Consider the following 20,949-nt stretch of genomic DNA (forward strand, 5'->3'; position numbering starts at 1 on the left):
GCGACAGGTCAGCCGCTGATGGTGGCGGAGCCCAGGACCACGTCGCCAGCCGGATCCGGCCGGTACGCCACCACGGCCTGACCGGCGGCGACACCGCGCACCGGCCGGCGCAGCTCGGCGTGGAACGTGTCACCGTCGAGGTCGACGGTCGCGGGCACCACGTCCCCGTGCGCGCGCAGCTGCACCTCGCACTCGACCGGCGAGTCCGGACGGGGGCCGCCGGTCCAGACCGGGCGGGTGGCCCGCACCCGGGACACCTCCAGCGCCTCGGCGGGGCCGACCGTCACCGTGTTGGTCTTCGGCGTGATGGAGAGCACGTAACGCGGCCGGCCGTCCGGCGCCGGCCGGTCCAGGTGCAGCCCGCGCCGCTGACCCACCGTGTACGCGTACGCGCCGGTGTGGCTGCCCACGACCGCGCCGGTGCTCGCGTCCACCACGTCGCCGGGTGCCTCGCCGAGCCTGCCGGCCAGGAAACCGCGGGTGTCGCCGTCCGCGATGAAGCAGATGTCGTGCGAGTCCGGCTTGTCGGCGACCGCCAGACCACGCTCGGCGGCCTCCGCCCGGACCTGCGCCTTCGTCGAGTCGCCGAGCGGGAACATCGACCGGTCCAGCTGCTCGCGGGTCAGAACCGCCAGCACGTACGACTGGTCCTTCGCCACGTCGACGCTGCGTCGCAGCAGCCCGTCCGGGCCGAGCCGGGCGTGATGGCCGGTGACCACCGCGTCGAAGCCCAGGGCCACCGCCCGGTCCAGCACCGCGGCAAACTTGATCTTCTCGTTGCAGCGCAGACAAGGGTTCGGCGTACGACCAGCGGCGTACTCGGCCACGAAGTCGTCCACCACGTCCTCGTGGAACCGGTCGGCCATGTCCCAGACGTAGAACGGGATGCCGATCACGTCGGCGGCCCGCCGGGCGTCCCGGGAATCCTCCAGGGTGCAGCAACCGCGCGCCCCGGTCCGGTAGGTCTGTGGATTGCGAGCCAGCGCCAGATGCACGCCGGTCACGTCGTGCCCGGCCGCCGCCGCCCGCGCCGCCGCCACGGCAGAGTCAACCCCGCCCGACATAGCCGCCAACACCCTCACCAGCAACCCCCTCCCAAACCCCCACGACAACCCTATCCACCAACCCATTCCAACCCCCACCCCCGCCCCCGTCCCGCCACCCAGGGCGCCGCACCCCGCCCCACCCGAGGCGCGCGCCCGCCCCACCCGAGGCGCGCGCCCGCCCTCACCCAGGGCTCGACCCCGACCCCGACCCGAGGCTCGCGCCCCGCCCCGGGCTCGCACCCCACCCCGAGCTCGCGCCTCACCCCGGGCTCGCACCCCACCCCGGGCTCGCACCCCACCCCGGGCTCGCGCCTCGCCCCACCCAGTGCTCGCGTCGATCATGGAGTTGTGGTGCCTGAAAAGCGACGATGGGCACCTTCTGCCCCCCACCACAACTCCATGATCGACGCGCCCCACCGCGTCCCCACGCCCCTGACCCGCGCGATCTTGCAGTTTCTGCCCGGACATAAGCCGCGAAGGTCACGAACGGGCGACCGAAAGCGCAAGATCACGCGGAAGGGCGGCGCGGGGCGGGCAGCGCGAGCGCGAGGCGGGGCGGGCAGCGCAGGCAGCGCCAAGCGGGGCAGCGCGGCGCGGGGCAGGGCGGCGCGGGGCAGGGCAGGGTGGACAGCGCGGGGCAGGGCAGCGCAGCCCAGGGTGGACAGCGCAGGACAGCGCGGGGCGGGACAACGCGAAGCAGCGCGGGGCAACGCGAAGCGGGGCAGGGCGGGGCGGGGCGAGGCGGGACAGCACAGCGCGAGGCGGGACAGCGCAGGGCGGGGCGGGGCTAGCGGGGGGTTCGGGGGGAGGCTGCTCGGCGGGCTCGGTCTACCGCTGCCGGGAGGGCTGCGATGAGGGCGTCCACGTCGGCCTGGGTGCTGGTGTGGCCGAGCGTGAAGCGCAACGAGGAGCGGGCGCGGTCGTCGTCTGCGCCCATGGCCAGCAGTACGTGCGAGGGCTGCGCCACCCCCGCCGAGCAGGCCGAACCCGTTGAGCAGGCGATGCCCTGCGCGTCGAGCAGGAGCAGCAGCGCGTCGCCCTCGCAGCCCGGGAAGGAGAAGTGCGCGTTGCCGGGCAGCCGGTCGGTCGGGTCACCGTTGTAGATCACCTCGGGCACCGCCCGGCGGACCCGCTCGATCAGGTCGTCGCGGAGCGCGGCCACTCGGGCCGCGTACTCCTGCTGGCCCTTCACCGCCGTCTCGACGGCGACCGCGAAGGCGACGATGCCGGCGGTGTCCAGCGTGCCGGACCGGACGTCGCGTTCCTGACCACCGCCGTGCAGCAGCGGGGTGGCCGCGACGTCCCGGCCGAGCAGCAGCGCGCCCACCCCGGTCGGCCCGCCCAGCTTGTGGCCGGTGACGGTCAGCGCGGCGGCGCCGCTGGCGGCGAAGTCGACCGGCACCTGGCCGACCGCCTGGATGGCGTCGGTGTGGAACGGTACGCCGTGCTCGGCGGCGACGGCGGCCAGCTCGGCGACCGGCTGCACGGTGCCGACCTCGTTGTTGGCCCACATGGCGGTGACCACGGCCACCCGGTCGGCGTGGGCGGTCAGCTCGGCGCGCAGATCCTCCGGGTCGAGCCGGCCGGCGGAGTCCGGTGGCAGCCATCCGACCTCGGCGCCCTCGTGCTCGGCCAGCCAGTCGACGGAGTCGAGGACCGCGTGGTGTTCGACAGCGCTGGAGACCACTCGCCGACGGTCGGAGCCGGTGCCCCGGCGGGCCCAGAAGATGCCCTTGACGGCGAGGTTGTCGCTCTCCGTGCCGCCACCGGTGAAGATCACCTCGGACGGCCTGGCGCCCAGCACCGCGGCGACCCGCTCGCGCGACTCCTCGACCCGGCGCCGGGCACGACGACCCTCCGCGTGCAGTGAGGACGCGTTGCCGACCTCGCGGGCGGTAGCGACGTACGCCTCCAGTGCCTCATCGAGCATCGGAGTGGTCGCCGCGTGATCCAGGTAAGCCATCACCGCCCAGCCTACGGCCGACATGGCGGGGACCGGATGCCGGTCGGCCGGCGAAGCATCGCGGCCGGGGCGGGAGGATGCTCCCGCCCCGGCACGACGCCGGTCAGGGCCAGGTCAGGCCGGTACCGCCGTGACGACGATGTTGTCGCGGTACTTGCGGGCCTTTGCGTCGAACGGCCCACCGCAGGTGATCAGGGTCAGTCGTGCTTCGCCGTCGCGGGCGAAGTACCGGTCCAACGGGATCTTGGTCTTGGCGTACTCCTCCCGGGCGACGACCCGGTACTGCCGTGCCGTGCCGTCGCTGCCGGTCGCGGTGAGGGTGTCGCCCTGGTCCAGCTCGCGGAGCCGGAAGAACGCACCCTTGCCCTGCTTGGCGCTGTCCACGTGACCGGCGATGACCACCGAGCCGGCGTCCGCCTCCAGGCCGGGGCCGTAGCGGTACCAGCCGATCTGGTCGACGCTGGGCGGCACCTCGAACTCGTTGGTCCGCTCGTTGATGCCGACCGCGTTGACAGTGGCGGTGACGTTGATGTCCGGGATCACCAGCCGGACCGGCGGGACGACCTCCGCGCCGGCCGGCAGGTCACCGGCGGCTACCGGGACGCCCCCGGTGGCCGGCGGGGTTGCGGTGACGGTGGCCAACGCGCTCGCCTCCTGCGCGCCGACGTCCTCGGCCGGCTGGGAGTCGCAGGCCACCAGTGTGGCGACGGTGAGCGCGGCAACGCCGGCGGCCATGGCCGCCAGCGCGCCGCGGTTGCGCACCGTCACTGGCGACCGGTCCGCGCGGTGGCCACCCGCACCCCGCCGCCGAGCAGCAGCAGGACGCCGGCGCCGGTGAGCACGTACCACCAGGTGTCCACGCCCGTGCCGGCCTGACCACCGTCACCGCTCGGTACGCCGCCCGGGGCGGAGTGCAGGCCGGTGATGGTCTGGGCCACCACGTCGAGGGTCTTGCCCTCGGCGGAGCCGATCGCGTAGACGATGGTCGCGGTGCCCTCCTTGAGGTTGAGGTCCGCCGGGCCGATGGCCACGGTGTCGGTGCCGGCCAGCACCACGTCCGCCTTCACGCTGCCCGCGTCGACGTCGCCCTTGGCCTCGTTCGGGTTGGTCAGGTCCTCGAAGACCGGGGTCCCGCCGGCCCGGACGTCCACCGCCGGGGCGGCGGCGGTGTGCCGGACGATCAGCCGGGCCTTGCCGGCGCTGACCTTCGAGACGTCGTTGACGAAGGGGGTGATCTTCGGCTGGCCGGCGGCGTCGAGGTGCGCGGCGATGCTGATGTTCGCCCCGCCCGGCACCGCCGCGTTGTCGACCTTGAGAATCGCGCTGCCGACCGGCTCACCCGGCTTGGTGAGGGCGATGTCGTACTCGCCCTCCTCCAGGTTCAACGGTCCGGCCACGTCACCGGGCTTGAAGTTGTCCAGCGTCTTCTCGCCGTTGACGTAGACGTCGACGGGGGTGTCCGGAATGCCGTGCACGACGGAGACCTTCGACGTGGCGGCGTACGCCGGGGTGGCGGTGAACGCGCCGACACCGGCGAAGGCCAGCGCGGCGACCGCGCCGCCTGCGGCGACCCGACGGAAGTACGAGAGCTGCATCTGTCTGCCTCCTGCTGATTACTGCTGATTCGTCAGGCTTGGCTTGCAGAACGGGTTACGCCGGGTACGCGACGGGCGGATGCGCGCCGGACGCACTTTTTTTCGTGGCCCTCGCCCGCATCCGAATCGGGCCCGCGGAACGAAGAGCTGGTGAGATGACATCGACCGGGAGAGTGGGGCGCAGGCTGTGGCAGCTACAGTCGGGTATGCCCCATCGAAGGCGAGCTGCCCGATGACGGCGCCACCTGAGAATCCAGATCCCCACGTGGATGACGTGGCCCTCCGATTCCGCGCTGGTGACGAGGTGGCGCTCCGCGAGACGTACGACCGCTATGGCCGCGCCGTGCTCCACCTGGCCACCTCCATGCTGGCCAACCGTGCCGACGCCGAGGACGTGACCCAGGCGACGTTCGTTGCCGCCTGGCTGGGGCGGGACACCTTCGACCCGGCCAAGGGTTCGTTGGTCGGCTGGTTGCTCGGCATCGGTCGGCGCAAGGTGATCGACCGGATGCGAGCGTCGGCCCGGGAGACCCGGGTGGTGGAGACGGTCCGGCAGCTGCCCGAGCCGACACAGACCGGCCCCGACCCGGATCGGGTGGTGGACCGGCTGGTGATCGCCGACGAGCTGGCCCGTCTCCCGGACGACCAGCGACGCATGCTGGAGCTGGCCTTCTACGACGACCTGACACACCAGCAGATAGCGACGGTGACCGGCGTGCCGTTGGGCACCGTGAAGAGTCACATTCGACGCGGCATGGCGAGCTTGAAACGCAGATGGGAGGTGGACGGTGCAGCACCTGGACCACGACCGGCTGGTCTTTCTGGCGCTCGGTGAGATCGAGGCGGACAACGGGGACAGCACCCACCTCGACACCTGCGAGGACTGCCGGGTGGAGATGGCCGCCCTTCAGCAGGTGGCCGGGCTCGGTGCGGAGACGCAGGGCCTGTCTGCTCTGCCCGACCCGCCGGAGCACATCTGGCAGGGCATCGCGGCCGAGATCAGCGCGGCGCAGGCTCTGCCGTCGCTGACGACGGCCCCCCGCCAGCAGAGCGTTGACCAGCCGATCAGCGGCCCGATCCCCGAGCGGTCGACCAACGACCCAGTGCCCGAGCGTACGGCGCAAGGCCCCGGCAGCCTCCGGTCGAACGGCAGGTCACGGGCCGGTCGGCGCGGCTGGTCGCGCTGGGCGGCCACCGCGGTGACCGCGGCCGCCGCCGCGGCGGTCGGGGTGGTGGGCACGGTGTCCGTGCTGCGGCCGGACGATCCGGCGCCCGCGCCGACACCGGCGGTGGTGGCCAGTGCGCCGCTGGCGGCGTACGGGTCGACGCCGCCGGCCGCCACCGGTGATGCGCGGGTTCTCGATGGCGGCCAACTACATCTGCACGTGGCGAATCTCCCGAGCGTGCCGGGGTACTACGAGGTCTGGCTCATCAACCCGACGACGATGCAGATGTTCTCGGTCGGCACCCTGGGTGGGAGTTCGGACGCGCTGCTCCCGCTGCCACCCAACGTCGACCTGAGTGCCTACTCGGTGGTGGACGTCTCCGCCGAGCAGTACGACAACAAGCCCGCCCACTCCGGCGACAGTCTGCTGAGGGGCACCCTGACGGGCTGATCGGCGGGCCGGCTCAGCTCCCCGGCCCGCCGATCAGCTCCCCACGACAAAGTGGCCGCCCGGAAACGGGCGGCCACTTTGTCGTTGACGGAAACGTCACTTGCGCTTGCGGATCTCCTCAGCGGCCTGCGGGACGATCTTGAACAGGTCGCCCACCACGCCGAAGTCGGCCAGCTCGAAGATCGGCGCCTCGCCGTCCTTGTTGACCGCGACGATGGTCTTCGAGGTCTGCATGCCGGCCCGGTGCTGGATGGCACCGGAGATGCCGAGCGCGACGTAGAGCTGCGGGGAGACCGTCTTGCCGGTCTGCCCCACCTGGAACTGGTGCGGGTAGAAGCCGGAGTCGACGGCCGCGCGGGACGCGCCGACGGCGCCGCCCAGCAGGTCGGCCAACTCCTCGACCAGCTTGAAGTTGTCGGCGTTGCCGACACCACGGCCGCCGGAGACGACCACGCCGGCCTCGGTCAACTCCGGGCGGGAGCCCTTCTGCTCGGCGACCCGCTCGACGACCCTGGCCAGCTTGTCGGTGTCGGTGACCGACACGGTGAGCTGCTCGATCGCCGGGGTGGCCGCGGCCGGGCTCGGGGTGACCGAGTTGGGCCGGACGGTGACCAGCGGCAGGCCCTTGGTGACCTTGGACTTGACGATGGCGGAACCGGCGAAGGCGACCTGGGTGGCGGTGCCGTCGGCGGCCAGGCCGACCACGTCGGTCAGGATGCCGTTGTCCAGCTTGACGGCGAGGCGGGCGGCGATCTCCTTGCCCTCCTGCGCCGATGCCAGCAGCACGGCGGCCGGCTGTACCCGCTGGACGAGTTCGGCCAGCACGGTGGCCTTGGGGGCCACCAGGTAGCCGTCGATCTCGTCACCCTCGGCGGCGTAGATCTTCTCCGCGCCGTACTCGCCCAGCTTGGCGCTCAGCGCCTCGGCCGCGCCAGCGCCGCCGAGCACGACCGCGCTGGGCGTGCCCAGCTCGCGGGCGATGGTGAGCATCTCCAGGGTGACCTTCTTGACGCCGAATTCCTTGGTGGCTTCGACGACGACGAGAACCTCAGACATGTCCAGACCCGCTCTCACACGAACTTTTCGGTGGCGAGGAACTCGACCAGCTTGACGCCGCCCTCGCCCTCATCGGTGATCTTGGCGCCGCCGGAGCGCGGCGGACGCTTGCTGTGCTCGACGACGGCGCTTGTCGCGCCGTCGAAGCCCACCTCGTTGGGCGCGACGCCGAGGTCGGCCAGCGAGAGCGTCTGCACCGGCTTCTTCTTGGCGGCCATGATGCCCTTGAACGACGGGTAGCGCGGCTCGTTGATGGTGTCCCAGACGGAGACCACGGCCGGGGTGGAGGCGGTGACCACCTCGTAGCCCTCCTCGGTCTGCCGCTCGACGGTCAGCGTGGCGCCGTCGACGGTGAGCTTGCGGGCGCCGGTGAGGGCCGCGACGCCGAGTCGCTCGGCGATCATGTGCGGCATGACCTGGACCCGGCCGTCGGTGGACTCCGCACCGCAGATCACGAGGTCGGCGTTGAGCTGACCCAGCGCGGCGGCGAGCACCTTCGAGGTGGCCACGGCGCAGGAACCGTGCAGGGCGTCGTCCACCACGTGCACGGCCTTGTCCGGGCCCATGGAGAGCGCCTTGCGGATCGACTCGGTCGCCCGGTCCGGACCCATGGTCAGGATCGTGACCTCGCCACCGTGCGCCTCCTTGATCTTCAGCGCCTCCTCGATGGCGTACTCGTCCATCTCGTTGATCACGTTGTTCGCCGAACCGCGGTCGACGGTGTTGTCGTCACTGCGCAGGTTGCGGTCCGCGCCCGAATCAGGCACCTGCTTGACGAGTACGACGATATTCATCGCGCTTCGACGACCCTCCTGTGTGGTGTTGCCATTGGCTCGCCCGGTCTGGGCCGCAGCCTCGCGCGTCTACTGACGCCCGGTCAACCGCGGACTGTTGTGCAGTTGCCCACGGCGCAATGTTACCTGCCAGTAGGTTGCGGCTCTCGGGCACTCAGAGTGACACAGCTCACCGACAGCCGCGCGGTCAGGCCGGCTCGGCCAGCGCGCTGCGGATCTGGTCGATGACGGCGGCCTCCGCCGGGGCGACCCCGTCGTGCGCCCGGGCCACCCGGTCCGCTGCGGTCAACACCACCGTCCGGTACGCCCCGACATCCGCCGGTGATTTCTCCCGCAGGATCCGCATCGCCCGGCCGAGCGCCGGCAGCACCACCGACTCGATCTCCAACTGGGACGTACGGGGCAGCCGGGGCAGCGGACCGGTGGTCAGCGCCTCCTTCACCACCCCGCTGGCGCCGGCCAGCGCGCCGGACGCGGCGAAGCTCTCCCGGAACACCGCCAGCATCCCGGGGTCGGCGTTGGCGACCAGGGCGACGGCACCGAAGGCACCTGTCTTGAGGGTCAGCCGTTCCTCGTCCGTCAACCGCTGCTCCATGATCACGGAGTGTAGACGTACGGCGTGGTGGTCGTGACCGGGACGAGGCCGAGCCGCTGCAGAATCGGCCGGCTGTCCTCGGACGCGTCCACCTGCAGTAGGGCCCGGCCCCGCTGGTCGGCCAGCCGCGCCCGGTACGTGACAAGCGCCCGGTAGATGCCCTTACGGCGCCACTGCGGCAGGGTGGAGCCGCCCCAGAGCGTGCCGAACCCGGTGTTCGGTGGAAAGCGCACCCAGCCGGCGCTCACGACCGTCCCGCCCGCCTCGGCCACCAGCACGGTGATCGAGTGCGGGTCGGCGTCGATCTCCTTGGCCAGCCCTGTCACCAGGTGCGAGCGGTCCTCCTGCCACACCTCCTCCTCCATGGCGGCGATCCGCTCCAGGTCCTCCCGGGACGTCACCTCACGCAGGCGTACCCCCTCGGGGATGACCGGCAGCGCGGCGGCCAGCGGCGCGACCGGCCCGATCACGACGGTCTCCCGCTCCTGCGCGACGAACCCGGCGGCGCGCAGGCGGTCCGCCAGGTCCGCCGGCTCGTCGTGCTCGTTGAGCTTCCACTCCACCGACTGGCCCCGCTGCCGGAACAACTCGACCTGCCGGGCGATCAACTCGTCCAGCGTCTCGCCGGTCAGGCCGCCGAGGTCGCGGTAGGTGAGGAACCCGCCCGCGTCGAGCCCGATGATCCGGACCAGCGGGCCGTCCCGCTCGACCGTCACGCCGGCCGGAACCGGGTCGGGGATCTCCGGGCGGAGTTGGTTGTCGTAGGCGGCACGCAGCGTCAGCACGTCGATATCGGTCACCGGCCCAGGCTAAGGCGGATGGGAAGCGGATAATCGACGGCGTGTGGCAGGCGATCAAGCGTTGGTTCGACCCGGCGGAGTTGCGCGCCGTCGGCGAGACACCGGACTACCGGTTCTCGCTGGCCAACGAGCGGACGTTCCTGGCCTGGTTGCGCACCAGCCTGGCGCTGGTCGGTGGCGGGTTGGCCGCGGCACAGTTCCTGCCACCGCTGGCGGTGAACCACCTGCGGGAGGCCATCGCGGTCACGCTGCTGCTGCTCGGCGCCGCCGTCGCGGTCCGCGCGGTCGACCACTGGGCACGTACCGAACGGGCCATCCGGCTCGGCGAGGAGTTGCCCGCCTCCCGCTTCCCCGCCGTCCTCGCCCTCGCCGTCGGCGCTGGCGCGGTGCTGCTGGTGATCGCGGTGCTGCTCCGGGCGATCGGCGGGCGGTGAGCGTCATCCGCGACCCGGGGCTGCAACCGGAACGGACCCGCCTGGCCTGGCGGCGCACCCTGCTGACCCTGACCGTGGTGACCGCGCTCGCCGTCCGGCTGGCGTCCGAGGACGGCCCGGTCGGGGCGCTGCTCGCCGGTGTGGCCGTCCTGCTCTGGGGAGCCGTGCTCACGCTCTGTTGGCCCCGGAGCATCGGCACCGGGGCAGCGCGCACCGGCGGTCGCACCCTGCCCCTGGTCGCGCTGGGCACGGTCGGGCTCGCACTGCTGGGGGTGGTGCTGACGACGCACGGAGTGGGGTGATGCGACGCGGTGCGCCATGATAGGTGCATGGCCCGGCTGTTCATACTCCTTTTCCTGGTACAGGTTGTCCTCGCCGCCTGCGCGCTGATCAGTTGTCTCTCCGCCGAGGAGGACCAGATCCGCACCCTCCCCCGGATCGCCTGGGCGCTGATCATCTTGTTCTTCCCGCTGGTCGGGTCGATCGCCTGGTTCGTCGCCGGGCGGGCGCGCCGCCCCGGTGCTGCCGACGGCATCGGCAAGATCTGGCCGGGCGGCAGCGGCACGGCCCAGCGCCGACCGCTGGCCCCCGACGACGACCCGGAGTTCCTGCGCTCCGTGCAGGAGCGCGCCAAGAAGCAGGACGAGGAGCTCTTCCGCCGCTGGGAGGAAGATCTGCGCCGGCGAGAGGGCGACCTGCGCCGCCGCGACGGTGACCCGCCGCGCGAGGGCGACCGACCCGAGGTCTAAGAGCGGACCGCCGTCGCCCCTGCTGAGGGGCGACGGCGGCGGGTGCGACTCAGGCCAGGTTCGACGACCGGGGGTACGCGTCGGTCGGGTCGGTGAGCACGTTGACCAGGTACGGGACGCCGGCGTCGAACGCCCGCTGGAGGGCCGGCCCCAGGTCGGCGGCCTTGGCGACCGTCTCCCCCGCCCCGCCGAGCGCGCTGACCACCGTGTCGTAGCGCAACTCCGGCTGCAGGTCGGCCGCCACGTCGTAGCCGTACATGGCCCGCATCGGGTGCTTCTCCAGACCCCAGATGCCGTTGTTGCCGACCACGATCACCACCGGCAGCTTCTGGCGGACCAGCGACTCGACGTCCATCAGCGAGAAGCCGGCGGCGCCGTCGCCCATCAGCACGCAGATCTGCCGATCCGGGTGGCTGACCCGGGCGCCCATCGCGTAGCCCATGCCGGTGCCCAGGCAGCCGTACGGACCCGGGTCCAGCCAGGTGCCGGGCTGCGCCGGCTCCAGGTACCGACCGGCGTACGAGACGAAGTCACCGCCGTCGCCGATGGTGATCGCGTCCCGGGCCAGCACCCGACGCAGCTCGCCGTAGATCCGGGCCGGGCGGATCGGGTCGGTCTCGGCGGCCATCTCGGCGGCGTCCCGCGCCTTGGCCGCGTCCTCGGCGGCACGCAGGTCGGCGATCCAACCGGTGTGGTCGGCCCGGTCGCCAGCGTGGTCGGCCAGCGCGGAGAGGATCAGGCGCAGGTCACCGACGGGGGCGACGGCCGGCTGCACGTGCGTCGCCCGCTGGGTGGGCGCGTCGACGATGTGCACCACCTTGGCATCGCCGAAGTCGCCGAAGCTGAGCCGGAAGTCCAGCGGGGTGCCGACGACCACGACGACGTCGGCGCCGGAGAGCGCGGCCCGCCGGGCCTTGGCGAAGGCCAGCGGGTGCTCCGGCGGCAGCGAGCCGCGGCCCATTCCGTTGGTGAAGACCGGCACCTGCAACGCCTCGGCGGCCTCACGCAGCGCCGCCACCGCGTCGCCGGCGTACACGTCCGAGCCGGCGATGATGACCGGTCGCTGCGCGCTGGCGATCAGCGTCGCGGCCCGGCCGACCTCCTCGGGGTCCGGCTCGACCGGGTCGACGCCGACCGGCGCGGGCACGTCCGCCTCGGAGACCGAGAAGACCGTCTCCAGCGGAAAGTCGAGGAACGCCGGGCCGCGGTGCGGGGTGAGCGCGGCCGTGAGCGCCGCGCCGATCGCACGCGGAATGTCGTCGGTGCTGAACACCGTCTCGGCGTGCTTGGTGACCGGGGCGACCAGCGGGAGATGGTCCATCTCCTGGAGGCTGCCCGAGCCCCAGCGGAACGCGGGTGCCCGGCCCCCGAGCACCAGCACCGGGGAGGCGTTGAAGAAGGCGCTGGTCATGCCAGAGATGCCGTTGGTGACGCCCGGACCGGCGGTGAGCACGGCGAGGCCCGGTCGGCGCTGGAGCTTGGCCACCGCCTCGGCGGCGAAGACCGCGGACTGCTCGTGCCGGACGTCGTAGATCGGGAAGTCGCTCTTGTGCGCGGCATCGTAGAGCGGGAAGACGTGCCCGCCGGACAGCGTGAACATCTCCCGTACGCCGTGCGCGCGTAGTGCCGCCAGCGCCAACTCCCCGCCGTGACCCTCGATCCGCTCCGTCATGTCGCTCCCATCGTCCGTGGCCGGGATCACAGGTTACCGACCAGTCACCTGGCTCGCCGACCGTGGCCCCGGCGGGTGGGAGCGACCCCGGTCAGCGGCCCGTGAAGTCGGGCTTGCGCTTCTCCACGAAGGCCGCCATGCCCTCACGTCGGTCGTCGGTCGCGAACAGCGCCGCGAAGAGCTGGCTCTCCCACGCCAGGCCCGAGTTCAGGTCCATGTCCAGGCCGCCGTCGACCGCCAGCTTCGCCGCGCGCAGCGCCTGCACAGGCCCGCTGAGGTACGGCGTGACAAGCGTTACCGCCGCGTCGTACACCTCGGCTGCCGGGACGACCCGGTCGGCCAGGCCGATCCGCAGCGCCTCCTGCGCGCCCACCATCCGCCCGGACATAATCAGATCCTTGGCACGGGCCGGGCCGACGAGGCGGGCCAGTCGCTGGGTGCCGCCGGCACCGGGGATGATGCCGAGCTTGATCTCCGGCTGGCCGAGCTTCGCGTCCTCGGCCACCACCCGCCAGTCGCAGGCCAGCGCCAGCTCGCAGCCGCCGCCGAGGGCGTACCCGGTGATCGCCGCGACCACCGGCTTGGGGATCCGGGCGATCGCGCCGAGCGCGCTGGACAGGGCTGCCGCCCGGTCGGCCATGTCCACGTAGGACATCTCGGCCATCTGCTTGATGTCCGCACCCGCGGCGAAGACCTTCTCACCGCCGTACACGATGACAGCGCGGACCTCGGGGTCGGCGGTGGCTGCCGTCGCGGCGGCCCGCAACTCCTCCTGCACCTGGGTGTTGAGCGCGTTCATCGGCGGCCGCTCCAGCCGGATGGTGCCGATGCCGTCCCTGGTCTCCAGCCGAACGAACTCGCCCACGCTGCCCTCACTTCCTCGTCGAAGTCGCGTGCCAACCTTACGACCCGGCTCGTTTGGGCAAGTAGTGTGGTGTCAGCCCCGCAGGCGGGAGGCCAGCCATGGTCACGTATTACGACGACAAGTCGGTAGAGGTAACGTCCACCGCCGTCCGGGTCGACGGCCGCAGCTACCCCCTGGCCGAAATCACCATGGTCTGGCATCGCCGGGGCAGCCGTTCCTGGCGGGTGCTCGTCGGTCGGGGCGCGATCGGCGCGGCGCTGGCCGGTCCACTGGTCGCGGCCGTGCTCGGCATCGGCGTGGCCGTCTGGCTGCACCGCTCACCCACCGTGACGATCGCGATCGTCGGCGCCTCGGTGCTGGTCGGCCTCGCCGTGGGCCCGGTCGCCGACTTCCTCTTCGAACACCTGGACCGCTCGTACGCCAGGGGCAGCCGGCAACTGGAGATCTGGGCCCGCTGGCGGGGCCACCCGGTGCGGTTGCTGCGCACCGGCGACGCGCTGCGCTTCGGTCAGATCTACCGTGCGTTGCAGCGCGCCGTCGAGCAGAGCCAACCCGCTGCCCGACCCGCCGCCCGCCGCTAGCCCGGAGGGAACCCGGTCGGAACCCGGTCGGAGCCCGGCTCGACCGGCAGCAGGCCGCGGCCAGGCGCGCTCGCATCCGAGCCGTAGATCCACACATCCCCTCGGCTACGGCCTTACGGGCCCGACCGTGTGCCGTTGGCCGCGCACCCCTGCGCCCGGGTGTGTCAGCGCGGGGCGGAGGTGGTGCCCCTCAGCACCTTTGGAACTGATGTCGTAGACGAATCACGCCGGAGGCCCGCCACGTGTCAGGCGGGAGGCACGCCACGTGGCACGAGAGGCACGATGCGGGACTCGCCAATTCGCGGCGCTGACGTGACGGCGAGCCCACGACGCAGGGGTGCGACGACGGGAGGCCCCATGACGTCGCGGGAGCAGGGCGAGAGACCACGCTGTCGCGCGATCGTCGGAGCGGGAGAACCCGTGATGTCGTAGACGATTCAGCTCCAAAGGACGACCACACCGCCCCCGCCCCCCGTCGGCGCCATCCTGACGCACAACGGACGGTGCGGGTTTGACCACCGGCGGTTAGGCTTAGTGATGACCCTCTATTACCGGGACGACGCGGTGCAGGTGACCTCCGAGTCGATCCGGGCCGGTGGCCATGTGATCGCCCTGTCCGACGTGACGTTCGTCTGGCACGCGCGGGGGGCCAAGACCCTCGCGGTGCGCGGCCGGGTGCTGGGTCGCGGTGTGCTGGTCCTGCTGCTGTCGCTGCCGCCGTTGGTCGCGGTGGTGTGCGTGCTCTCGCTGGCCTGGTCCGCACAGGACCGGGGCAACTGGCAGTTGGCGCTGATCATCCTCGCCGCCTGCGCGGTGGGGGCGCTGGCGCTGACCCCGTTCCTGGAGATCCCCCTCGGCTGGCTGGACCGCTCCTACGAGCGCGGCAGCCACGTACACGAGCTGTGGGTGCAGCACCACGGTCAGGAGCAGTTGCTGTTGCGCACTCCGGACGCCCTACGGTTCGGGCAGATCTATCGGGCCGTGCAGCGCGCCGTCGAACAGCAGGGTGACCACCGATGACCGCTCGCCACGTGGGTCAGCTCAGCGGCAGGGTGGTGGCGATCGGCCAGCTCACCAGGGCGGCACCCAGCAGGGCCGACAGCCAGCGCGGGGCGGCGTAGCGGCGCAGCACGGCCGCCCAGACGGCGTGCCAGCCGAGCAGCAGCGCGAACAGCGGCACCACCAGCAGCACGAACCCGGGTGCCAGCCCGACCACCGCCGACGTGGCCAGCACGAGCACGGCGACGGCGACGACCAGCAGGTGTCGCCAGGCGCGGTCGGCGGCGGCCAGCTCGACACCGAGCAGGAACAGCAGGCACCCGGCGAGCACCAGCGGGAGCAGCCACCAGCGGGCACCGACCGGCAGCGCCGACGTCAGGCCCAGGTGGATCGGCAGCGCGACGGCGAGGACGGCGTACGCGGTCAGGGTCAGCGCCGCGACGCCGGTCCGTGCCGTCGCGCGACGAGCCGCCGCCTCGACGGCCGGGCCGGGTGGTGGCGCCGGGCCATCGTGCGCGGGGGCCGGCTGTGGCGCGGGGGTCGGCCGTGGCGCGGGCCGACGGCTCGGTGTCGCCCGTGTCGGCAGGAGCAGCGCCGCCAGCGGGACCACCCCGACGCCGAACGCGAGCACCAGCAGCGCCGCCCCGGCGAGCCGGGCGAGCGGCCGTGGCGCGGCGTTCCCGTCCGCACTGGGCAGCCAATGGGCGATCTCCCGGTGGGTACGCGGGGCGAAGAGCACCGAGATGTGCTCCACACCGGGCACCACCACCGCTGGCCGACGCCCCATCGACGCGCCCCGCCCGACGGCGTCGTCGGCCGCGCGCCGAAACGCCGGGAACTCCGCACCGCCGACGATGAGCAGCAGCTCCGCCGGACGGCCCGGGGGCAGCTCGCCGGCGCTGGGCAGCGAGATCGCCACGGTCCGGGCGATCTCCGGGTGGTCGGCGGCGTACCGGGTGACCGCACCCGCGCCCATGGAGTGCCCGACCAGCATGATCTGGTGCTCGTCCACATCGGGCATGGAGCGCAGGTGACCGACTGCGGCGTCCATGTCGGCGGCGAGCCGCGCGGAGGGCACGTCAGCGCCGAGCCGGGCCGGGTTGGCGCCGTGACCGGCGAAGTCGAACAGCAGCGCGACCGCACCTCGACGGGCCACGGTGTCGGCGATCGGGCGCATCAACCGGCCCGAGCCGGCGAATCCGTGTGCGATCACCACGCCGGGCCGCCGCACGTCGGGTGTCGGCGCGCCCGCGCGTACCTCGGTCATCGGCACCCCGCCGACGGTGACCTGCCGGACGGTGAGACCGTCGTCGGCGCGGACTAGCACCAGCGTGCCGAGCGCGGCGGCGACCGCCGCGAGCACGGCGAGCAGGACAGTGGTCCGGGTGCTCGGCGGGCGGTGCGGCGAGGGGGCCGACATGCCGGCACCCTACCGGGGGCCGGGCCATCGGGGACTCCACCGGACGAGCGGTTGTGGCGCGACCGGCGCACACTTGATCCCATGGCGATTCCCCTCCCCACCCCGGCCGCGATGGTCGGCCTGACCCGTTCCGCCCTCGACCAGGCGCTCGGCTCGGCCGCCTCGTTCGCCGCCGTGCCTGCCCGCGCGTTCGCGGTCCTGGACGGGGTGGAGACGCTGCTCGCCCGGATCAACGGCGTGGTGGACCGGATCGAGGCGACCCTGGACCGGACCGACCAGGTGCTCACCGACGCCGAGGGGGCCGTCCGCGAGGTGGCCGTCATCAGCGCCGCCGCGACCACCGCCATCGACACGGCCACCGAGGTCGCGGCGGCCGCCGCCGTGGTCGTCGGGGAGGCCGAGCAGGTCTCCAGGGCCGCCGGCACGGTGGTCGCCGAGGCCGGGACGGTCGCCGGCACCGCAGCGGTCACGGTGGGCAGCGCGGCGCAGGCCGCGACCACGGCAGCCGAACTGCTGGCGGCGTACGAGCCAGCGCTGCGGCGGGCCGCCCCGATGGCCGGGAGGTTCGTGGAGGAGCTAAGCCACGAGGAGATCACCGCGGCGATCCACCTGATCGACGAGCTGCCCAAGCTCAAGGAGCACCTGACCGCCGACATCCTGCCGATCCTGTCCACCCTGGACCGGGTCGGACCCGACCTGCACGATCTGCTGGACGTCACCCGCGACCTCAAGCTCGCCGTGGCCGGCATCCCCGGCCTGGGGATGCTGCGCCGGCGCGGCGAGAAGCTCAGCGACGAACCCGCCGGCTGAGCGCCCGGTCAGGCCGGGACGTACAGCTCGTCGATCTCGGCGCGTCGCGGCAGCGCCACCGAGGCGCCGAGCTTGCGGACGCAGGCCGCCCCGGCCGCCGCCGCCCAGCGCACCGCGTCGACCACGTCGCGACCCTCGCCCCAGCCGACGGCCAGCGCGGCCGTGAACGCGTCGCCGGCCGCCGTGGAGTCGACCACGTCGACAGCGACCGCGGGTACGTGCACCTCGGTGCCGTCCCGGTCGACGTACCAGGCGCCGTCGCCGCCGAGGGTGAGCACGGCGCGGGGCACCAGGTCGAGCAGCGCCCGTGGGTCCTCCCGGCCCCGACCGGTGAACGCCTGCGCCTCGCCCTCGTTGACGACCAGCAGGTCCACGGCCGCGAGCAGTTCCGGCGGCAGGTCCCGGGCCGGTGCGGCGTTCAGGATGACCCGGGTGCCGGCCGCGCGGGCCACCAGGGCGGCGGTGGCCACCGTCTGCACCGGGATCTCCAGTTGGGCGACGAGGACGTCCGCCGCGCGTACGGTGGCCAGTTCCTCTTCGGTGAGGCCGACCAGCGCGTCGTTCGCGCCGGGGGTGACCACGATGGCGTTCTCCCCCTGCGCGTTGACCATCACCACCGCCACGCCGGAGGCGCCGTAGACCACCCGCAGTTGGTCGGTGTCCACACCGGCCGCGGTGATCCGGGCCCGGAGGGTGACACCGAACGCGTCGGAGCCGATGGCGCCGAGGAAGGCGCAGGAGGCCCCGGCCCGGACGGCGGCGATGGCCTGGTTGGCGCCCTTGCCGCCGGGCACCATCACGAAGTCGGTGCCGAGCATGGTCTCACCCGGCCGGGGCAGCGAGGGCGCCATCGCGACCAGGTCCATGTTGGCGCTGCCCACCACGACCACGCGGGTCTGCGACACGGTCACCTCCCCGGTCGGCTGATCAGGCGGCGCGGGCGGTGTAGCGGTCGCCGGACCGCTCGACCACCAGCGGCAGGCCGAAGGTCTTGGAGAGGTTGTCGCCGGTCAGCGTCTCGGCGAGCAGGCCCTGGGCGACCGCCGCCCCCTCGCGCAGCAGCAGCGCGTGGGTGAACCCGGGCGGGATCTCCTCCACGTGGTGGGTGACGAGCACCAGGGCCGGGGCGTCCGGGTCGTACGCCAGCTCGGCCAGCCGGCCGACCAGGTCCTCACGTCCACCCAGGTCGAGCCCGGCGGTGGGCTCGTCGAGCAGCAGCAACTCCGGGTCGGTCATCAGTGCCCGGGCGATCTGCACCCGCTTGCGTTCGCCCTCGGAGAGCGTGCCGTAGCGGCGCTCGGCGAGGCCGCCGACGCCGAGCTGGCTGAGCAGCGCCCGCGCCCGCGCCTCGTCGCCGCGGTCGTAGCTCTCCCGCCAGCGGCCGACCACCGACCAGGCGGCGGTCACCACCACGTCACTGACCAGCTCGTCGGCGGGCACCCGCTCGGCGAGCGCGGCGGTGGAGAGCCCGATCCGGGTACGCAGCTCGTTGACGTCGGTGCGGCCGATCCGCTCACCCAGGACGTGCGCGACGCCGGTGGTGGGGTGCAGTCGGCCGGCGGCGAGGTTGAGCAGGGTGGTCTTGCCCGCGCCGTTGGGGCCGAGCACCACCCAGCGCTCGTCCAGCTCGACCCGCCAGGTCAGGTCCTGCAGCAGTGCGGTGCCGGAGCGGCGTACGCCGACACTGTCGAGGCTGACCACCAGATCCGGGTCCACGGGGGTGGCGGCGGGCGCGGCGCCCGCGGCGCCGGGGATCAGGTCACCAGTCACCCGCCCATCCAACCACGCAGCGTCGACGTACCCCCCATGGGCGGCGTGCCGGTCATAGGGTGAACGCCGTGTCTTTGATCACCACCCCCGGAGGGCGGCTCATGCCAGGTCGAGGTTCGGAGCCGCGCGGATGAGCGCGGTCATCGAGATCGAGGGTCTGCGCAAGACCTTCCACAGCGTGCGCAACGGCCGACGGGTGGCGGTGGACGGTTTCGATCTGCTGGTCGAGGCGGGTCAGATCCACGGTTTCCTGGGCCCGAACGGCTCCGGCAAGACGACGACCCTGCGTGCGCTGCTCGGGCTGATTCGCGCCGACGGCGGGCGGATGAGGGTGTTCGGCGAGCCGTCGCCGGAGCTGCTGCCCCGGGTGGCGGGCCGGGTCGGCGCCATCGTGGAGAGCCCGCAGTTCTTCGGCAACTTCACCGGGTACCGCACGCTGCGGCTGCTGGCCCGTGCGGGTGGGGTGCCGGTCTCGCGGGTGGACGAGGCTCTGGACCTGGTGGGCCTGCGCGACCGGGGTGACGAGCGGGTCAAGGGCTACTCGCTGGGCATGAAGCAGCGTCTCGCGGTGGCGTCGGCGCTGCTGAAGGACCCGCGGTTGCTCATCCTGGACGAGCCGGCGAACGGGCTGGACCCGGCGGGCATCCGGGAGATGCGCGACCTGATGCGGTCGCTGGCGGCGGCCGGGGTGACCGTGCTGGTGTCCAGTCACATCCTGGGCGAGATCCAGCTGATCTGTGACCACGTCACGATCATCTCGCGGGGGCGGCAGGTGGCGACCGGCCGCGTGGACGAGGTGCTTGCGGGCTTCGACCGGCACGAGTTCCTGGTGCGGGTGGCCGAGCCGGAACGCGCCGTCGAGGTGTTGCGGGCGGCGGAGCTGGCGGCGGTCGTGGACGGCGAGGCGCTGGTGGTGAGCGGGGTGACCGACCCGACGATGGTCAGCCGGGTGCTCGGCGAGCAGGGGCTGTGGGTGGGCGAGCTGACGCCGCTCCGGCCGGATCTGGAGAGCGTCTTCCTGGAGCTGACCGGCGCCGGGCATCCGTGGTTGCCCCGGCAGGTCGACGGCTCGGAGCTGCCGGCCGGCGCCGAGGACGACGTGGTGATGGATCTCGACGTACGGGGAGTGGACTCGTGAACCTGGTCCGGGCCGAATTGGAGCGGCTGTCCGCGCGTCGCTTCGTGCAACTCATGGTCGTGCTGCTGGCGCTGGCGTTCGCCGTCACCGCGGCGACCACCCTGGCCGGCTCACACAAGCCGAGCGCCAGTGAGCTCGCCTCGGCGCGACAGCAGGCCAGCGAAGCGCGGCAGGGCCTGGAGACAACGTTCCAGGAGTGCCTGGCCCGGAAGAACGGCACGGCACCACCGCGCGACACGGGCGGCTATTTTCCCGCCGACTGCTCGGAGATCGACCCGACTCGGCAGGAACGGTTGCCGATCGTGGCGGACTACCTGCCGGGGGTGTTCAGCTTCGCCCAGCAGGCCCGCCCGCTGCTGTACTTCCTCATCGCGTTCCTGGTGCTGTTCGGGTTCCTGGTCGGCGCCTCGTACATCGGCGCGGACCTGAACTCGGGTGGAGTGGTGAACCTGCTGCTGTGGCGACCGCGCCGGCTGACGGTGCTCGGCGCGAAACTCGGCACCCTGCTCGGCATGGTGCTGGCGTTGTCGGTGGTGGCCTCGCTGTTCTATCTCGCCACGTTCTGGGTGATCGGGCAGACCGCTGGGCTTGCTGGCCAGTTGGACGGGGAATTCTGGGGTTCGCTGGGCGCCATCCACGGTCGCGGCCTGGTGCTGGTGTTGCTGGCCAGCGCCCTGGGCTTCGCCATCGCGACGCTGGGTCGGCACACGTCGGCGGCGCTCGGCGCGGTCGCCGCGTACGCGGTGGTGTGGGAGTTGGGCGCCCGGGTGGTGCTGGAGATCGTGGACGCCCGGCGGCCGGATCAGCTGATGGTCTCCAGCCACATCGGGGCGTGGCTCACCGGCGAGGCGCGGTTCTGGGATCCGCAGCTCTGTGCCAGCGACTCGACCGGCGCCTTCTGCGACGGCCTCTACACCCTGACCTGGCGGCCGGCGCTGGTGGTGCTGCTCGTGATCACCGGTGGGTTGACCGCGGCGGCGTTCGCCGTGTTCCGTCGCCGCGACCTGATCTGAGGGCCTGCCCCGGGCCGCTCGCGCTGACGCGGG

23 protein-coding genes are annotated in these 20,949 nt (G+C 72.7%); 10 read left to right on the forward strand and 13 right to left on the reverse strand.

Annotated features, from left to right (window positions below; genetic code table 11):
• Window positions 1–8: 8 nt before the first annotated feature.
• The 4 genes from mnmA to ABZ780_RS12010 all read right to left on the reverse strand — a co-directional run bounded on the left by mnmA (window position 9) and on the right by ABZ780_RS12010 (window position 4,604).
• Window positions 9–1,082, reverse strand: a complete 1,074-nt coding sequence (gene mnmA, locus ABZ780_RS11995; protein ID WP_357011328.1) for a tRNA 2-thiouridine(34) synthase MnmA — start codon at window positions 1,080–1,082, stop codon at window positions 9–11.
• A 751-nt stretch (window positions 1,083–1,833) separates the two neighbouring features.
• Complete coding sequence (locus ABZ780_RS12000; protein ID WP_357011326.1) at window positions 1,834–3,009, reverse strand: cysteine desulfurase family protein; 1,176 nt, start codon at window positions 3,007–3,009, stop codon at window positions 1,834–1,836.
• 114 nt (window positions 3,010–3,123) lie between these two features.
• A complete protein-coding gene (locus ABZ780_RS12005; protein ID WP_357485796.1) occupies window positions 3,124–3,777 on the reverse strand; it encodes a class F sortase in 654 nt (217 codons plus the stop codon).
• Window positions 3,774–4,604: a DUF4397 domain-containing protein gene (locus ABZ780_RS12010; protein WP_357485798.1), complete on the reverse strand. Its 831-nt coding sequence runs from the start codon at window positions 4,602–4,604 to the stop codon at window positions 3,774–3,776. The genes ABZ780_RS12005 and ABZ780_RS12010 overlap by 4 nt, the downstream gene beginning before the upstream one ends.
• Before the next feature lie 232 nt (window positions 4,605–4,836).
• Here ABZ780_RS12010 and ABZ780_RS12015 point away from each other — a divergent pair, with 232 nt between their 5' ends.
• Window positions 4,837–5,439: a sigma-70 family RNA polymerase sigma factor gene (locus ABZ780_RS12015; protein ID WP_357011321.1), complete on the forward strand. Its 603-nt coding sequence runs from the start codon at window positions 4,837–4,839 to the stop codon at window positions 5,437–5,439.
• Entirely contained in the window at window positions 5,393–6,220 is an 828-nt protein-coding gene (locus ABZ780_RS12020; protein WP_357485800.1) for an anti-sigma factor, read from the forward strand. The genes ABZ780_RS12015 and ABZ780_RS12020 overlap by 47 nt, the downstream gene beginning before the upstream one ends.
• A 96-nt stretch (window positions 6,221–6,316) precedes the next feature.
• Here the strand turns inward: ABZ780_RS12020 and ABZ780_RS12025 are convergent, their stop codons facing one another.
• The 4 genes from ABZ780_RS12025 to ABZ780_RS12040 all read right to left on the reverse strand — a co-directional run bounded on the left by ABZ780_RS12025 (window position 6,317) and on the right by ABZ780_RS12040 (window position 9,465).
• The gene (locus ABZ780_RS12025) at window positions 6,317–7,276 is read right to left on the reverse strand and encodes an electron transfer flavoprotein subunit alpha/FixB family protein (RefSeq protein ID WP_357485801.1); all 960 of its coding nucleotides are present in this window, start codon (window positions 7,274–7,276) and stop codon (window positions 6,317–6,319) included.
• Window positions 7,277–7,290: 14 nt separating this feature from the next.
• Entirely contained in the window at window positions 7,291–8,070 is a 780-nt protein-coding gene (locus tag ABZ780_RS12030; protein ID WP_357011315.1) for an electron transfer flavoprotein subunit beta/FixA family protein, read from the reverse strand.
• A 187-nt stretch (window positions 8,071–8,257) separates the two neighbouring features.
• Window positions 8,258–8,671 carry a hypothetical protein gene (locus ABZ780_RS12035; protein ID WP_357485803.1) on the reverse strand — a complete coding sequence of 138 codons (414 nt, stop codon included), beginning with the start codon at window positions 8,669–8,671 and terminating at the stop codon, window positions 8,258–8,260.
• Entirely contained in the window at window positions 8,668–9,465 is a 798-nt protein-coding gene (locus tag ABZ780_RS12040; protein WP_357485805.1) for a GNAT family N-acetyltransferase, read from the reverse strand. Before ABZ780_RS12040 ends, ABZ780_RS12035 begins: the two co-directional genes overlap by 4 nt.
• 41 nt (window positions 9,466–9,506) lie before the next feature.
• On the opposite strand from ABZ780_RS12040, the gene ABZ780_RS12045 reads away from it, so the two are divergent.
• Genes ABZ780_RS12045 through ABZ780_RS12055 form a run of 3 tightly spaced genes read left to right on the forward strand, consistent with a single transcriptional unit; the run spans window position 9,507 to window position 10,648 of the window.
• On the forward strand, window positions 9,507–9,899 hold the full coding sequence (locus ABZ780_RS12045) for a DUF202 domain-containing protein (protein ID WP_357485806.1): 393 nt from the start codon (window positions 9,507–9,509) through the stop codon (window positions 9,897–9,899).
• A complete protein-coding gene (locus ABZ780_RS12050; protein ID WP_357011306.1) occupies window positions 9,896–10,201 on the forward strand; it encodes a DUF202 domain-containing protein in 306 nt (101 codons plus the stop codon). Before ABZ780_RS12045 ends, ABZ780_RS12050 begins: the two co-directional genes overlap by 4 nt.
• 27 nt (window positions 10,202–10,228) lie before the next feature.
• A complete protein-coding gene (locus ABZ780_RS12055) occupies window positions 10,229–10,648 on the forward strand; it encodes a PLD nuclease N-terminal domain-containing protein (RefSeq protein ID WP_357485808.1) in 420 nt (139 codons plus the stop codon).
• Between the two features lie 49 nt (window positions 10,649–10,697).
• On the opposite strand, the gene ABZ780_RS12060 is transcribed toward ABZ780_RS12055, so the two are convergent.
• Together ABZ780_RS12060 and ABZ780_RS12065 are read right to left on the reverse strand one after the other, a co-directional pair.
• Window positions 10,698–12,320: an acetolactate synthase gene (locus ABZ780_RS12060; RefSeq protein ID WP_357485810.1), complete on the reverse strand. Its 1,623-nt coding sequence runs from the start codon at window positions 12,318–12,320 to the stop codon at window positions 10,698–10,700.
• A gap of 91 nt (window positions 12,321–12,411) precedes the next feature.
• Window positions 12,412–13,185 carry an enoyl-CoA hydratase-related protein gene (locus ABZ780_RS12065; protein ID WP_357485811.1) on the reverse strand — a complete coding sequence of 258 codons (774 nt, stop codon included), beginning with the start codon at window positions 13,183–13,185 and terminating at the stop codon, window positions 12,412–12,414.
• Between the two features lie 98 nt (window positions 13,186–13,283).
• Between ABZ780_RS12065 and ABZ780_RS12070 the strand changes: the two genes are divergently transcribed.
• Both ABZ780_RS12070 and ABZ780_RS12075 read left to right on the forward strand, forming a co-directional pair.
• Entirely contained in the window at window positions 13,284–13,766 is a 483-nt protein-coding gene (locus ABZ780_RS12070) for a DUF6232 family protein (RefSeq protein ID WP_357011298.1), read from the forward strand.
• Window positions 13,767–14,303: 537 nt separating this feature from the next.
• On the forward strand, window positions 14,304–14,786 hold the full coding sequence (locus tag ABZ780_RS12075; protein WP_355593503.1) for a DUF6232 family protein: 483 nt from the start codon (window positions 14,304–14,306) through the stop codon (window positions 14,784–14,786).
• A gap of 16 nt (window positions 14,787–14,802) precedes the next feature.
• Here ABZ780_RS12075 and ABZ780_RS12080 read toward each other — a convergent pair whose 3' ends face one another.
• Window positions 14,803–16,185 carry an alpha/beta fold hydrolase gene (locus tag ABZ780_RS12080; protein WP_357485813.1) on the reverse strand — a complete coding sequence of 461 codons (1,383 nt, stop codon included), beginning with the start codon at window positions 16,183–16,185 and terminating at the stop codon, window positions 14,803–14,805.
• Window positions 16,186–16,266: 81 nt separating this feature from the next.
• On the opposite strand from ABZ780_RS12080, the gene ABZ780_RS12085 reads away from it, so the two are divergent.
• Window positions 16,267–16,995, forward strand: coding sequence for a hypothetical protein (locus ABZ780_RS12085; RefSeq protein WP_357485814.1), 729 nt, complete (start codon window positions 16,267–16,269; stop codon window positions 16,993–16,995).
• A gap of 8 nt (window positions 16,996–17,003) precedes the next feature.
• On the opposite strand, the gene ABZ780_RS12090 is transcribed toward ABZ780_RS12085, so the two are convergent.
• Both ABZ780_RS12090 and ABZ780_RS12095 read right to left on the reverse strand, forming a co-directional pair.
• Window positions 17,004–17,900: a ribokinase gene (locus ABZ780_RS12090; protein ID WP_357011292.1), complete on the reverse strand. Its 897-nt coding sequence runs from the start codon at window positions 17,898–17,900 to the stop codon at window positions 17,004–17,006.
• Between the two features lie 22 nt (window positions 17,901–17,922).
• On the reverse strand, window positions 17,923–18,765 hold the full coding sequence (locus ABZ780_RS12095) for an ABC transporter ATP-binding protein (protein WP_357485816.1): 843 nt from the start codon (window positions 18,763–18,765) through the stop codon (window positions 17,923–17,925).
• Between the two features lie 130 nt (window positions 18,766–18,895).
• Between ABZ780_RS12095 and ABZ780_RS12100 the strand changes: the two genes are divergently transcribed.
• Window positions 18,896–19,903, forward strand: coding sequence for an ABC transporter ATP-binding protein (locus ABZ780_RS12100; RefSeq protein ID WP_357011288.1), 1,008 nt, complete (start codon window positions 18,896–18,898; stop codon window positions 19,901–19,903).
• Window positions 19,900–20,916, forward strand: coding sequence for an ABC transporter permease subunit (locus ABZ780_RS12105; protein ID WP_357011286.1), 1,017 nt, complete (start codon window positions 19,900–19,902; stop codon window positions 20,914–20,916). Before ABZ780_RS12100 ends, ABZ780_RS12105 begins: the two co-directional genes overlap by 4 nt.
• Window positions 20,917–20,949 lie beyond the last annotated feature (33 nt).

Source organism: Micromonospora sp. NPDC047467, assembly GCF_040643095.1.
GTDB lineage: Bacteria > Actinomycetota > Actinomycetes > Mycobacteriales > Micromonosporaceae > Micromonospora.

Excerpts from the sequence above, each read along its gene's own strand:
- ABZ780_RS12000 (WP_357011326.1), bottom strand. The coding sequence starts at position 3,009 with ATGGCTTACCTGGATCACGCGGCGACCACTCCGATGCTCGATGAGGCA.
- ABZ780_RS12010 (WP_357485798.1), bottom strand. The coding sequence starts at position 4,604 with ATGCAGCTCTCGTACTTCCGTCGGGTCGCCGCAGGCGGCGCGGTCGCC.
- ABZ780_RS12015 (WP_357011321.1), top strand. The coding sequence starts at position 4,837 with ATGACGGCGCCACCTGAGAATCCAGATCCCCACGTGGATGACGTGGCC.
- ABZ780_RS12025 (WP_357485801.1), bottom strand. The coding sequence starts at position 7,276 with ATGTCTGAGGTTCTCGTCGTCGTCGAAGCCACCAAGGAATTCGGCGTC.
- ABZ780_RS12030 (WP_357011315.1), bottom strand. The coding sequence starts at position 8,070 with ATGAATATCGTCGTACTCGTCAAGCAGGTGCCTGATTCGGGCGCGGAC.
- ABZ780_RS12055 (WP_357485808.1), top strand. The coding sequence starts at position 10,229 with ATGGCCCGGCTGTTCATACTCCTTTTCCTGGTACAGGTTGTCCTCGCC.
- ABZ780_RS12060 (WP_357485810.1), bottom strand. The coding sequence starts at position 12,320 with ATGACGGAGCGGATCGAGGGTCACGGCGGGGAGTTGGCGCTGGCGGCA.
- ABZ780_RS12070 (WP_357011298.1), top strand. The coding sequence starts at position 13,284 with ATGGTCACGTATTACGACGACAAGTCGGTAGAGGTAACGTCCACCGCC.
- ABZ780_RS12075 (WP_355593503.1), top strand. The coding sequence starts at position 14,304 with ATGACCCTCTATTACCGGGACGACGCGGTGCAGGTGACCTCCGAGTCG.
- ABZ780_RS12080 (WP_357485813.1), bottom strand. The coding sequence starts at position 16,185 with ATGTCGGCCCCCTCGCCGCACCGCCCGCCGAGCACCCGGACCACTGTC.
- ABZ780_RS12085 (WP_357485814.1), top strand. The coding sequence starts at position 16,267 with ATGGCGATTCCCCTCCCCACCCCGGCCGCGATGGTCGGCCTGACCCGT.
- ABZ780_RS12100 (WP_357011288.1), top strand. The coding sequence starts at position 18,896 with ATGAGCGCGGTCATCGAGATCGAGGGTCTGCGCAAGACCTTCCACAGC.